Here is a 13,674-nt window from a genome sequence, read left to right on the forward strand (position 1 = left end):
AATGAGTAATAAAATTTTAAACAAAAATAAACCGCATTACCATAAAATAATGCGGTCATCACTATTTATTTTTTGTTCACAAAACGTATTGCTCTACTCATAACAGTTGGGACGATTGAAGCATGATTTTCCTCCAACGCTTCATAGAAGGAGATATCCATGATTTTCTGTAATTCACTCGCGATTTGTTGTGCATCATCCACCATAAAGGTTTCTAGTTCTCCCACACCGATGAATAGTTTTTCATAAGCAAATGGACGTTCTTTTAAAAAAGTTGACGCATAACCTACTAGTTCATGCTCATTCCACCAAATAGAAGGGCTAATCGCTATATAACGTTGGAAGCTTGCTTGATGATAGAATAATTGCCAAAGTACATAGTAACCCGCTAATGAATGCCCAAACAGTGCTTCATGCTGCACATTTACTGGGAATTTAGCCTGAATACTTGGCTTTAATTCCTCCTCTAAAAATCTACTAAAGTTCTCTGCTCCACCATGTTTCTCATAGCCATTACCTTTAAATCTTGCGGGATACGTATACGTTTCGGCTTGTCCTGTAAAATCATAAAATCTCCGTTCATGCATATCCGCACCATGTCCAATCCCTACAACAATAGTTGGCAAAACACCCGTTTTAGGTGCATTACGACTTTGTAGGCGGACCGCTTCCTTTACAAGATGGAAATAGGACGATCCATCTAATACGTATAAAACTGGAACCCCCCCCTGCGGTACTTCTCCATTCGGTACATAGATATTTACTGTATAAGTATAATCCGTAAATTTCGATACAATTTGCTGCGTCTCATAATCAAGTACTTTCTCGATTTTTCCCTCCATCATTTGTCGGTCTCCTTCATAACATCATAGCCATAACATACTGGTGTTTTCGTAACTGGATCTTGCATAATACGTGCATTAATATTGAATACGTTCCGCATAACATCTGCACATAAAATTTCCTCAGGCGTGCCAGTTTTCATTACAGCTCCCTGCCGCATTGCGATTAAATGATCGGAATATCGTGCCGCGTGATTAATATCGTGCAATACCATAACAATCGTACAACGATGCTGTTCGTTTAAGTCTTTCACAATTTCTAGCACTTCTAACTGATGCGCCATATCTAAATAAGTTGTCGGTTCATCTAATAACAAGATATTCGTTTCTTGGGCTAAGGCCATTGCAAGCCATACACGTTGCCGTTGCCCTCCAGAAAGCTGAGCAAGCTCCCGATTTCGATACTCCATCGTATTTGTCACATTTAAAGCCCATTCAATCATTTCCTCATCCTTTTTTGTTATGCGATTAACATTGTTACGATGTGGATAACGACCATAAGCAATAAGCTCCTCAACCTTTAACTGACCTGGGGCAATAGGCGTCTGGGACAAGATTGCTAGCTTTTTCGCAATTTCCTTCGTCGATAAATTTTGCATATTTTGGTCCTGTAAATAGACCGTTCCTTGCTGCTTCTTTAATATACGACCAATTGTTTTTAATAATGTTGATTTTCCACATCCATTTGGGCCAATAATAGTCGTAACCTTTCCTTCTTCTATTGTTAAATTTAAGCCTTCAAACACACGAACCTGCTCATAGCCAGAAGCCAAATTTTCCATTCTAAATGCAGTTTGCATACTATTTCCCCCTATGCCTTCGATTTCACTAGTAAATATAAGAAATATGGAATCCCGATAATCGAAACAACAATACCAACTGCCAGTTCAGAAGGCGCAAACACTGTTTTCCCTATAAAGTCAGCAAAAATAAGCAATCCCGCACCTATTAATGCACTTACTGGCATGACATAACGATGTTGTATCCCAACAAGCTGTTTAGCAATATGTGGTGCCATTAAACCAATAAAACCGATACTACCTGACACCGATACGCAGGCACTGACTAAGCCGACGCTTGCCAATAACAGCTTCATCTTCTCTTTTTCTACCGCTATCCCTAAGCTAGTAATACTGTCCTCTTCTAATTGAAAATAATCGAGCAAATATGATTTCCGATAAACATAAAAGCCTATTAAAATAAGCCATGGTAGCATAGTCACAACAAAAATCCAGTTGGCATTATAAATAGAACCAGCCATCCAAACTGCAGCAGCTTCATAATCCTGAGCATTCATTTTCAATGATAAAAACAGTGACAATGCCCCGAATCCACTATTAATCGCAATCCCTGTTAAAATTAGCCGTTGCATATCTAAATGACCATTTTTCAGGGCAAACGTGTAAATTAACACAGCAGCCATCGCACCACCAACGAATCCAAAGATCGGCATCATCAAAATGGACAGCCAGCTACTCATATCTGCAGATGTGAGATGTAATTGAAAGAAAAACATAAAGATAACTACCGCTGCACCAGCACCAGCATTGATCCCTAAAATCCCAGGGTCTGCTAGGCCATTACGCGTAATACCTTGTAGCACAACCCCTGCCATCCCTAAACCAACACCTACTAGTGCTGCAATGACAATACGTGGTAAACGAAATTCAAAAATGACAAGATCAAATTTTGAATTTGGTTCAATGCGTAGCAATGTTTTTAAGATATCCATCACTGACATATCAAAGACACCGTTTGTAAGATGTAGATAGCTGGCACCAAAAATAAATAATATGAGTATCGAAACAGTCATAACGAATACACTCGAGGTTTTTTTACGCACGTTTTTCAGCTCCGTGTTTACGTACTAAATATAAGAAGAACGGAACACCAACAAATGCCGTTAATACACCGATTGGCGTTTCGAATGGGTAATTAACAAAGCGACTGAGTACATCACAAAGCGCTAAGAAAAATGCTCCTACTGCAGCTGCACACGGAATGATAAAACGGTAATCCACTCCAACAAGGAAACGTGTAATATGAGGAATGACTAATCCTACAAAGGCAATCTTTCCTACAAGTGCAACAGCTGTACCTGTTAAACAGACAACGGCTAGCATACTAATAATTTTCACGGCTTTTGTTTTTTGCCCGAGTCCAATAGCTATATCTTCTCCTAATGAAGTTATCGTAATGGACTTAGCTGATACTAATGCAAGAACTAAACCGACTAGCCCAAATGGAATAGCTAGCATGAGCATATCCATATCCACCATATGTACCTTTGTGTTATACCAAACACTTACCGTTTGTGATACTTGGAAATACATCGCAATGGCTGTAGCAATACTGCTCAAAAACGTACCAATGACCGTTCCAATAATAGCGAGCCTTACTGGTGATAAACCATTTCGAATTAAAGAGCCAAAACCAAATACAATCCCTGCTCCTAATGCTGAACCGAACATTGAAAGTAATATCATTTGGTAATTAGGAAGCCCTGGGAAAAATACTATTGCTAACGTAATCATAAATGCAGAACCATCATTAACTCCCATTAGCGAAGGGGATGCTAAATAATTTCGTGTAATACCTTGCATTACTGCCCCAGCCACCGCTAAAAATGACCCAACTAGTAATACCGCGGCAATTCTAGGAATACGTCCTGTTCGTATAATTTGGTGGTCAACATTCGAAGGATCAAATGCAGTAATCGCCTGCCACACCGTAATTGCACTAATGTCTTTTGTGCCGTACATAACGGATACTAATGCCACAATTGCAATTAGGATTGGAGCAGCTGCTAATATTGAAAATGCCACAATGTTTGTTTTTTTCAACTTCCACACCTTTTTCTATATCAATTATTCCTCGGCATCATTGTAGCTGTCGCTGTGCTTTCGCTACAGATAAACAATGCGTCCGAAGGCTTTGGCCCAACACGATGTTGGTCACTCAGGCGTTTTCACAGGATGTGAAGTTCTTAGCCTAAGTTCCTCTTTTCAGCGGATGTTTGGACATCCGATAAAAGAAGTTGAACTCTATCTTATAAAAGGCTGGTAATAGCCTGGTGATGCCACCAAATCTACTACCAGCCTCTTTATACTATTTAAGTAATTTTTCAGCTGCGATATCTAAGAATTTAACTTTAGACCATGCAGTACCACCTTGCGCTAAAGGTTCAATGGCATTTAAGAAAACTTGATTATTTTGTGATGCCTTTAAGCTTGCAAAGATTGGATTCTTTTGTAGCTCTTCTAATGCTTTTGGTGCGTCAGCATTTTCTGATTCCTCAAATTGAAGGAAAATAGCATCTGGATTAACCTCTGCTAATGTTTCAAGAGATAGTTCAGCCTGTGCCTTTGCAGTTTTTAAAACCTCTGGTATTGGAGCCCCTAAATCTTCATATAGAACAGGGTTTAAATAAACTCCCGCAGGATAGATATACATGATGCCACCACGTACTCGAATAACTAGAACTTGCTTGTCCGCTAATTGCTCTTTAGATTTCATTTGAGAATCAGCAACCTTCGCTTCATAATCAGCAATAATTTTTTTAGCCTCGTCTTCTTTACCTGAAAGCTGTGCAAGTAATGTTAAGTTCTCTTTCCAATTTGTAGAGACATGTGAATATGGAATCATCGTTTGAATTTTATTGAGCTTTTCAGCCATTTCCTTAGGGTATTTTGTGGAACCTAAAATAACATCTGGATCAAGTTTAAGAATGGCTTCACTATTCGGTGTCATTTTATCTCCAACAAGCTCAGCACCTTCTAATTCAGAAGCAAGATATGCTGGAATTTTTCCAGCGATATCAAGCACGCCAACAGGCTTGATACCGAGCATTGCCGCATCTTCCATAGACTCTAAGCTTGCAGCTACTATGTTTTTGACATCTGCGGCAATTTCGTATTTTTCACCTAAGTATGTAATCGTTTGTGTTTTCGCTTGATCTTGTGTTTCTGATGCACTAGTTTCTGCTGCATTATTTGTAGATTTAGATTCTTCTGCTTTATCCGTTCCACATGCAGCCAAGGATAGAGCTAATAGAGCAGGTGCACACATTTTAAAATATTTATTCATAGATTTTCTCTCCTAACGAACATAATTATATTGATAATGATAATCATTTTCATTTATAAGTCAATAGCATTGATCCTTTTAATTGATATTCATTATCATTTACGGATACTATCCTAACAAAGAGAAAACCAGTTGTGAATGGACGAATTCGCGAAGCACATGGACTTTTGCCGATTTTCGACCACAAAAAAAGCCGCTTCTTTTTTAAGAAACAACTTTTTATACGTATTTAGCTTCCCCCAGCATTGTTTTTCGATATGTTGTCGGGGACATTCCAGTACATTTTTTAAATACTCGACTGAAATAAAAGCAATCTACATAACCTACACATTCTGCTATCTCTGCTACTGGAGAATCGTCATATTTCAGTAATTCCTTCGACCGTCGGATACGATATTCCGTTAAGTAGACGCTAGGCGTCATCCCTGTGTGCTGTTCAAACAGATAAGCAAATCTACGACGCTCCACGCCAAATTCTTCAGCAATTTTCGAAACAGAAAGTTGAGTAGCATAATTCTCATGTATATACTGTAAAGCTTGCTCCATCTGGTCACTTGCTGTATCGAGTATCTTCACTTTTGCCGATATAAGAATAGCTTCCAAAAGATTCATAAATAGAGTCTTTGCTTTGAATATTGACATATTACCTGGCATTGCTTGGCATTCTATTAACTGCTGTACATAGTCAATAATTTTTGTATGATAGCCTGTATTAATTAAAAAATGCTGAGTTGATAATGGACATTGAGGTATTTCTTCAGAAGGGATATGGTAATGAACAACCGCATACTCCCATCCTTTATCATCTGAAGCTTTAATTTCGATTGGCATTTGTGGTCCTGCATGTACGACCATTCCCGGCTCCATTCCATAAGGGACACCGTTAAAGCTAAATATAGCGCTACCTGCAAGCGGCACAACCAATCCACACTTCCCAGGGGCTGTTGTTCGACCAATATCTATTTGGCCCGGCTCCATTTTATTTGTAAAAACATCCGTAAAACTTACAGATGCATGTGCATAATAATCGATTAAATACTTGATATCCACTTTATACCCTCTACATTCTTAAGAACTTTCGAACTTGTGAAAAATGATGCAAATCATGATCTACTAAACTTGCAAAATAACCGGAAAGTGTTAATTCTAAATCACCTATTGTAAAAGGCTGTCGCCATTGCTCATCAACTATTTGATAAAGCGCGTCAATTAGCTGCTGTCTCTGTTTAATAAAATTGGCTATCGTTTCTTCTTTACTTTGTGCACGACTATCTTTTGCTGCACTAGTATTCATCTCTTCTACAGTCGGTCCTTTTGGTAAGCTTTCTTCTGTAAAAAGAAACGGTAGACGTTGTTTTACCACGAATTCATCCCATGGAGTAAGATGTCCAATTACCTCTGCCACCGTCCATTTTCCAGGAACTATAGACGTGCGCCATTGTTCTTCTGTTATGCTTGCTAAACTTTCGACAAACACGATAGCTTTTTCATAATGCGAGATTATTTGATGTTTATCGTGATACAAATTCCCTTAGCTCCTTCGCTTCATTTTAGTAGAAAATCTGTAGTTTCGGCCAAATTGATTTCCACTGTTTGTTATGGATTCTGCTTTTATAAACTTCATGCATCGGAGAGTCTTTTTGAAAATATGGTGTAGGAGCGACAGTTCCGGAAACTAAGTGTTTGATACCATGTGGTGCAGCTATCTCAAGTATTCCATTAGTAAGTCTCACACCAATAGCTGTCGGGATTTCTGGAAAATGTGCCATGCCATCTATAGATGACTGATAAGGTGTACTATTATTTACTACATGCATCCTTGCTTGATTTTTCACAGACCAAGGCTCATTCGGTAAATACTTCGTCAATTCTTGTTCATGCTGCTTTTCATAGTTCTCGGAAAGATTTACTTTATCAAAATATATCACATCAATATCGGCTAATGGTGTTCTATATTCTTTTTCATGCAAATAATCCCACACCTTGGATCGAATAAATCCTGCACATACCCATGAATCAGGTAATTGTAACTTTTCTACAGTTTTTAAAATGTTCATCATCCATTTATCTGCGGCAATTAAGCTTTTTAGCTCTTGTTCTGTTTTTATCAGTTTTATCCACCTCTGAATTTGTCATACCAATGTTTGCACTGCTAACGAATTATGATTCTCAACCCTGTTCTTATTTTGTTAGCATCCTTAGGTGCTTCACGAAAAATATCATGACCTGCGTCAGCGATTGACCCAAACTATTTATAACTCGATTTCATAGGGGCTAAGCAAGGGCCAATTAGGAGAGATTGGCGCTTTAAGGGGACTGTATTTAAAGAAGTATTTATAGTGAAAAAAAATCAATTGTATTTTGTATAAATCACATTTATATAAAACAAAAAATAATATATTAGATTTATAAATTATTTATCAGTACCCTTTAACTAATAACGCTAAAGGAGACGTTTATGAAAAAACCTTTTATTTTGATTGTGATGTTTGCCATTGTAATGAGTCTTTTTTATACAAAGCTTTCACTGACGCTCGTCGGTATTGGAATTATTGCTGCTTTTATCGGTACACTTGCTGGGGGGGCTGGGCTAATTACGATCCCTGCGATGATGCTTGTTGGTATACCTATTCAAACAGGCATTGCTACGAATAAATTTTCATCGGGCGTTGCAGCGTTGTCGAGCATCTTTTATCTTCTTTATCATAAAGAGCTTCGTCTAGTATCTATTATGAAATATGTTGCTGTAGCTATTGCTGGAGGGGTTTGTGGAGCACTCCTAACCGTATCTATCTCAGAAAAAACAATGAATATTATTGCCTGTATGCTACTTATCTTCGCCTTATTTATAACGCTGAAAAATAAAAAATGGGCTGTTAGCTCCGAAGAAATTGACACTAAACACAGCAATAAATTATGGCAGCCATTTTTAATAGCGGTTTATGATGGCGGCTTTGGACCTGGCTCTTCAACCTTCAGCATACTGCATTTTTTACGCTACCATTACTCCTACATAAAGGCTGTACAGCTCACACGCGTACTTATTTTCGGGAGCTGCACAGGGGCATTTATCGTATTTTACCAAACTGGCTTTATTCAATGGCAATATGCAATGGCGATGGCAGTTGGCTCCATTATCGGCTCTCAGCTCGGACTTTTAATTCTACCAAAAATTCCGATAAAAATAGCTAAAATCCTATTAATAATCATCATTTCATTACTACTTATTCAAGTAGCAATAAAAATAATTTAACTGCTTAAATGTTCATGAATTAACTTCCATTCATTGTTTAAGACCGTAAAAATATTCGTTGCTCTTCCACTACCTGATACAAATTTCCCGTTATGATAGCCTTCATAATGGTATGTATAAATACAGGTAGCCGATTGTTCATCAACCGTAAGCCACTGAACATCGGCGGCCGAATAAACTTCTTCATTTATCAAATCCCATGCATTATTGAAATAAGCTCCTATTTCTTCTAAAGTTATGCATGTTTTATCCGAAAACCAATACACCGCTTGTGGATGCAAAATTGCCTTTACGTTATTAAAATCATGGGAATTTGTCGCTGCAATATAAATGTCTAAAGCTTGTTGATATGGCATGGTAATTCCTCCTTTCTTAACTAATATTAATCGGAATTCTACTACTTAGAAATAACAAGAATGAAATAGAAGAAAACATGACAAGACTATTTCAAACAGTTTATGATGAAATAAAAGAAACAAGGAGGGTATCCATGCTTGCTACTATTCAACAACAACAAAATAACTATGTCGTAAAATTTAAGCGACCACTGTCACATTCAGTTGATGCTGTTTGGGCAGTATTAACGGAGAATGAAAAGCTTCAAAAATGGATGAATAATTTAGAAATCATTGATCTTCGAAAGAACGGCACAATCCATTTTAATATGAATGATGGAACAAACGCTTATAAGGAAATAGCAATTACTGACTATACCGTGAAGAATGTACTCGAGTTTGCGTGGGGCAAAGATACAGTAAGGTTTGAGCTCTCCCCTACTAGCAGCGGCTCCATATTAATATTACTTGAATCGATTAGCGAGCTAACTGAGCATACACCTAAAGATTTAGCCGGCTGGCATATATGCCTAGACATGCTCTCAGATTTATTAAACGGAACTGCACATGACGAATTTCCAATGGACGAATGGCAAAATAGGTTTGCAGAGTATACGCAGCTTGTGGATGACGTAGAGAAAATTTAAGTGGAATTACGAATAAACCCCCTAAGCAGAGAAACACATGCTTTAGGAGGTTTATTATTGTTGAAAAATAAAATGGTCAATGCAGACATTTTAGGTGATTTACGTTTTAAGCTACTCGCTTTCTGAATAACATGCTAGAAGATACATGCTAATTCAGGAACATTTCCTTGGCCATTTTTTCAACACTATGAATCAATAAAAATTCCCTATTAATGACACCTTTATTTCATATACATTGCTACTTAATACGCCTAATTACCATCTCGAACATTCATACGAGCGAATATTTCTTCTTGCAATAGTTTGGAAGCGCCAACCACTTCTGTTACTCCAACGGAACCCTGCAATAAACTCTCTTCCTACAGCAGTTAGGAAGAACCAAAAGCCTGTTCCATTAAACATCCATATATACGTATTTCTAAATAAGCAAGATTGAATACCACTTGTACCTACCCCAAAAGGTGGCAGTGATGGCACAAAGCTAGGCGGTGGACCAAGAGGCATTTGACCTGCTGGTGGCGGGCCGAAACTAGGTGGTCCAAACGGCGGTGATGGACCAAAACTAGGCGGGCCAAACGGCGGTGACGGACCAAAACTAGGCGGGCCAAACGGCGGTGACGGACCAAAACTAGGCGGGCCAAACGATGGTGGTGGTCTAAAACCAGGAAGTCCAAATGATGGTTCGAAACCGGGTTCTGGCAGTGGCACAATTTCTTCATATGGATTGTACATGATAAACCCCTCCCTTTACATAATTCAATATATGTAAAAGGGCTAATAACCGTTGAGCAAATTGCCCATTAGCTTTGTATTCAGTCGTTCTAAACCGTATTTGTGTTTACAAGGTATGGTATTATTGCCCCGCAGAATCTTACTAATTTCGGCAGTAATGCCCTATTATAATCCTCTCCGTCAAATAACACTAATCATCAGGAATTTTTTGTCATGTAATTATCTAGGCAAATAAGAGTGCATCACTCGCCAATCCTCAAGCTTCTCTTCAAAGGATTTAATATTTTTACCTGGTATTGGACTAGTCGAAGGCATTTTTTGATATGCTCGACCATCTAAAACTTCAAGGCCAATATGCTTTTTAAAAACTTCGAATGACTTTGCGCCATTAAAAAGCACTAACTCAACATTAGGATAGTGTTCGAAAAGCGTTTTAAAATCATTCGGTTTTTCATTACGAATAGCCGCATCTAAGCTCCCTTTACGCTCACACGATTCTATTGTATCCCAGAGACCAATATGATGATCCTTTAGCCATTTTAATCTTTGTCCATACTCCTGAGGTACATCCATCTCTAATATTTCCCCAATAATCGGCCAAAAGTGATTGCGTGGGTTACCATAATATTGTTGTTTCTCTAATGATTGCTTTCCTGGCATTGAGCCGACAATTAACACCTTCGTTGACAAATCAATAACTGGTGGTAATACATTTTTAAGTTCATTCGACATTACAATCAATCCTTCCTAATATTGTAGCGGAAAATTTGTGTTAATGTTATTAAAGGCATGTATCAAATACCAAAAGTAAAGGTTCATCACTATACAGTGGGGTTGATTTCCGTTCCGACTGGGCGCTTTGTTGCTGCCGCTTCGCTTTCGCACAGAAAAACATTTGTAGCTGTCGCTTTTCTTTCGCTACAGAAAACATTTGTAGCTGCCGCTTCGCTTTCGCACAGAGCAAAGCTTCCTGGGGGCGTCCGATGAGCCGCTTCACTCGCGTTGCTCGCTCCAGGGTCTCGGGCCAACAGATGTCTTTTGCGCGAAAGCGTGAGTGCAACGTAGCGGCAGCAGCAGGATGTTGGTCACGAAGGCGTTATCACAGGACGTGATGCTTTTAGCATTCGTTCCTCTATATCGCTAATCCCTAAGGAGTCGCCCAGCCTCCACTCCAATCAACTTATATTCAAAGCATACGTATTAACAAATGTAATCCACATCTTTTTGTGATGGTTTTCCCACTATCTTCAAATAAATCTAGCTTGAGGGCCTCCTCTATTTATTGGATATTTATGATAGACTAATCATCAGACAAATGCGCTATTTTCGAGATATTTTTATTTTTCCGTAAAGGTAGCAGTTACGAGTATCAAACTACATAGAGGTGAAATATGAGAAATTGGTTCCGATCTCTTACGGTTAGAATGATTTTTTTAATAAGTATCCTAATCCTTTTAATATGTGGCATGTTCATGTATCTATTGCAAGAGCATATCCGGGATACGACAGAAAAACAGATGGGAGCGGAAGCATTAAATATTGCTAAAACTCTCGCATCTATGGAAGAAATCACTGCAGCATTTGATAAAGAAAATCCAAGTGAAATTATCCAACCAATTGTCGAGCCTTTAAGAAAAGAAACTGACGCAGCATATATTGTCGTTGGAAATTCTCAAGGAATTCGTTATTCACATCCTTTAAAAGATAAAATTGGAGAGAAAATGGTTGGTGGAGACAATGATGCCGCATTGCTAGATAGACAAGCTTATATTTCTAAAACCATGGGATCATTAGGCGAATCTATTCGTGGTAAAGCTCCCATCATAATAGACAATAAAATTATTGGTGTTGTTTCTGTCGGATTTTTAACAGAAAATATCGACACAATCATCGAAAGCTATATTCACAAATGGATTAAATACACCTTAATTATTCTTTTAATAGGCATATTAGGTGCAATAGCCATTTCCATTTATATTAAAAAATTATTGTTTAATATGGAACCTATTCAAATCGCTAAATTATATCAACAAAACAAGGTCATTTTAGAAACAACAGCCGAGGGTATAATAGCTGTCGATCACTTTAATCAAATTACGACTATTAATAGAAGTGCTTACGAAATGCTAGATTCCGCTCATAATAAGTCTCTATCAGATTGGATGGGTGCAAAAATTGAACATATTTTTACGCCTAAAATTGTTGCAGAGAAAAACATTCATAATTTAGAGCTACCACTTGATGAGCATATTATCATTTTAAATAAAACGCCTTTAGTTGAAAAGAAAAGGAAAATTGGTTCACTATACACCTTTAGAAAGAAAGTAGATATTCAAAAAATCATTGATGAATTAAAACAGATGAAGCAGTATGCAAATGTTCAACGGGCATATACTCATGAATTTGCTAATAAGCTCCATATCATTTTAGGTTTGCTTGTTCATAAGCATTACAACGAAGCTATTGAATTTATTAAAGAAGAACGAAACATACAACTTAAAAATCAGGCTTTTTTAAATAGCAATGTAACAACCCCTCTTCTACTTGCATTAATACAGGGGAAAATTGCAGAAGCGGCAGAACTAGGCATCAAACTCGAGCTTAATGAAATTTCTCCCTCAATCGAAATATCCAAACAGCAAGAAAATGCCATTTTAACAGCTCTTGGTAATGTACTTCAAAATGCTATTGAAACTTTAAAATGCTGGGAATCCTCAAATAAAGTGATTCAACTATCTATCAACAATTATAAAAACCATTACTTATTTGAGATTCAAGATAATGGCCCGGGTATTGATAATAATATTTACGATAAAATTTTTACAAAAGGTGTATCCACTAAAGAAGGGTTAGATCGCGGACATGGACTAGCTATAAGCAAGAAAGCCCTTCAGGAGATAAATGGAGACATTTTATTGGATTCAGGTGATTTATCAGGAGCATGTTTTTTAATAATAGTTCCTAAAGGAGACGTTGAGAATGACAATATCAAAAAGTGTATGGATTATTGAGGATGACTTTAGAGTAGCAAAAATTCACGCAGATTATGTTCATAATATAAAAGGATTTATCGTTACTGAAAATTTACGTACGGGAAAAGAAACGATTGAAAAGCTAAAGACGCCCTCTAGTTTACCTGAAATTGTATTAACAGATTTGTATATTCCTGATGTTGAAGGTAGCTCATTAGTAAGCCATATACGCCATCTTTATCCATCTATAAAAATCATCGTAATCTCTGCAGCAACTGAAATAAGTTTAATAAAGGATATATTGGACTTAGGCATTTCAGATTACTTAATAAAACCCTTTGAAGAGCAACGACTTCAAAGAGCATTTCAGAAATATTTACAGGAACATCATTTATTTCAAAATAGCAAAAATGTCACTCAAAAGGATCTTGATTCATTATTTTATAGGGAATCTAGCACTAAAATAATAGATGAAGAAACGTTTGTAAAAGGTATAGATTTGCACACATTACAAATTGTTAAAAGCATTTTCGAAGGTCTCAAAACACAGGAGCTTACAGCCTCACAATTAAGCGAACTCATCGGTTCAAGTCGTTCAACAGCCCGCCGTTATTTAGAATACTTAGTTGGGGAACAGTTTTTACAGACAAAATTGATTTACGGCACCGTCGGAAGACCTGAACGAAAATATGTATATCGTGGAACTTATGAACAAAACTAATATTATATTCTTTATTTAACATATGACTATATTATTTTCCTCTCTTTGGCACTATGATATTTTTTAAATAATCTGAATGATTGATC

At 37.4% G+C, this 13,674-nt stretch carries 15 protein-coding genes; 4 read left to right on the forward strand and 11 right to left on the reverse strand.

The window, feature by feature from the left end; all coding sequences use genetic code 11:
* Positions 1-65 precede the first annotated feature (65 nt).
* The 8 genes from ACIQZA_RS09880 to ACIQZA_RS09915 form a co-directional block, all read right to left on the reverse strand.
* Positions 66-845, reverse strand: coding sequence for an alpha/beta hydrolase (locus ACIQZA_RS09880; RefSeq protein WP_400940057.1), 780 nt, complete (start codon positions 843-845; stop codon positions 66-68).
* Positions 842-1,642: an ABC transporter ATP-binding protein gene (locus ACIQZA_RS09885; protein WP_400940060.1), complete on the reverse strand. Its 801-nt coding sequence runs from the start codon at positions 1,640-1,642 to the stop codon at positions 842-844. The genes ACIQZA_RS09880 and ACIQZA_RS09885 overlap by 4 nt, the downstream gene beginning before the upstream one ends.
* An 11-nt stretch (positions 1,643-1,653) precedes the next feature.
* A complete protein-coding gene (locus ACIQZA_RS09890) occupies positions 1,654-2,655 on the reverse strand; it encodes a FecCD family ABC transporter permease (RefSeq protein WP_483869823.1) in 1,002 nt (333 codons plus the stop codon).
* Positions 2,656-2,677: 22 nt separating this feature from the next.
* Positions 2,678-3,685 carry a FecCD family ABC transporter permease gene (locus ACIQZA_RS09895; RefSeq protein ID WP_402881321.1) on the reverse strand — a complete coding sequence of 336 codons (1,008 nt, stop codon included), beginning with the start codon at positions 3,683-3,685 and terminating at the stop codon, positions 2,678-2,680.
* 265 nt (positions 3,686-3,950) lie between these two features.
* Positions 3,951-4,928 (reverse strand): ABC transporter substrate-binding protein, encoded by a 978-nt coding sequence (locus tag ACIQZA_RS09900; RefSeq protein WP_400940067.1) that lies wholly within the window; start codon positions 4,926-4,928, stop codon positions 3,951-3,953.
* A gap of 219 nt (positions 4,929-5,147) precedes the next feature.
* Complete coding sequence (locus ACIQZA_RS09905; RefSeq protein ID WP_400940069.1) at positions 5,148-5,978, reverse strand: helix-turn-helix domain-containing protein; 831 nt, start codon at positions 5,976-5,978, stop codon at positions 5,148-5,150.
* Between the two features lie 10 nt (positions 5,979-5,988).
* Positions 5,989-6,453 carry a DinB family protein gene (locus ACIQZA_RS09910; protein ID WP_402881318.1) on the reverse strand — a complete coding sequence of 155 codons (465 nt, stop codon included), beginning with the start codon at positions 6,451-6,453 and terminating at the stop codon, positions 5,989-5,991.
* A 25-nt stretch (positions 6,454-6,478) separates the two neighbouring features.
* A complete protein-coding gene (locus tag ACIQZA_RS09915; RefSeq protein WP_402881317.1) occupies positions 6,479-6,988 on the reverse strand; it encodes a nucleotidyltransferase family protein in 510 nt (169 codons plus the stop codon).
* 398 nt (positions 6,989-7,386) lie between these two features.
* Here ACIQZA_RS09915 and ACIQZA_RS09920 point away from each other — a divergent pair, with 398 nt between their 5' ends.
* Positions 7,387-8,181, forward strand: coding sequence for a sulfite exporter TauE/SafE family protein (locus ACIQZA_RS09920; protein WP_400940075.1), 795 nt, complete (start codon positions 7,387-7,389; stop codon positions 8,179-8,181).
* Here the strand turns inward: ACIQZA_RS09920 and ACIQZA_RS09925 are convergent.
* Positions 8,178-8,537, reverse strand: a complete 360-nt coding sequence (locus ACIQZA_RS09925; protein ID WP_400940077.1) for a YybH family protein — start codon at positions 8,535-8,537, stop codon at positions 8,178-8,180. The two genes, ACIQZA_RS09920 and ACIQZA_RS09925, sit on opposite strands and share 4 nt — an antisense overlap.
* 134 nt (positions 8,538-8,671) lie before the next feature.
* Here ACIQZA_RS09925 and ACIQZA_RS09930 point away from each other — a divergent pair, with 134 nt between their 5' ends.
* A complete protein-coding gene (locus ACIQZA_RS09930; RefSeq protein ID WP_400940127.1) occupies positions 8,672-9,163 on the forward strand; it encodes an SRPBCC family protein in 492 nt (163 codons plus the stop codon).
* Between the two features lie 255 nt (positions 9,164-9,418).
* Here the strand turns inward: ACIQZA_RS09930 and ACIQZA_RS09935 are convergent, their stop codons facing one another.
* Positions 9,419-9,895: a hypothetical protein gene (locus tag ACIQZA_RS09935; protein ID WP_402881315.1), complete on the reverse strand. Its 477-nt coding sequence runs from the start codon at positions 9,893-9,895 to the stop codon at positions 9,419-9,421.
* 219 nt (positions 9,896-10,114) lie between these two features.
* A complete protein-coding gene (locus ACIQZA_RS09940; RefSeq protein ID WP_400940082.1) occupies positions 10,115-10,627 on the reverse strand; it encodes a DNA-deoxyinosine glycosylase in 513 nt (170 codons plus the stop codon).
* Positions 10,628-11,367: 740 nt separating this feature from the next.
* Between ACIQZA_RS09940 and ACIQZA_RS09945 the strand changes: the two genes are divergently transcribed.
* Together ACIQZA_RS09945 and ACIQZA_RS09950 are read left to right on the forward strand one after the other, a co-directional pair.
* Positions 11,368-12,906 (forward strand): ATP-binding protein, encoded by a 1,539-nt coding sequence (locus ACIQZA_RS09945; RefSeq protein WP_402881312.1) that lies wholly within the window; start codon positions 11,368-11,370, stop codon positions 12,904-12,906.
* On the forward strand, positions 12,875-13,588 hold the full coding sequence (locus ACIQZA_RS09950; protein WP_402881310.1) for a response regulator: 714 nt from the start codon (positions 12,875-12,877) through the stop codon (positions 13,586-13,588). Before ACIQZA_RS09945 ends, ACIQZA_RS09950 begins: the two co-directional genes overlap by 32 nt.
* Positions 13,589-13,674 lie beyond the last annotated feature (86 nt).

It is taken from the genome of Lysinibacillus sp. NPDC096382, assembly GCF_044762845.1.
Lineage (GTDB): Bacteria > Bacillota > Bacilli > Bacillales_A > Planococcaceae > Lysinibacillus.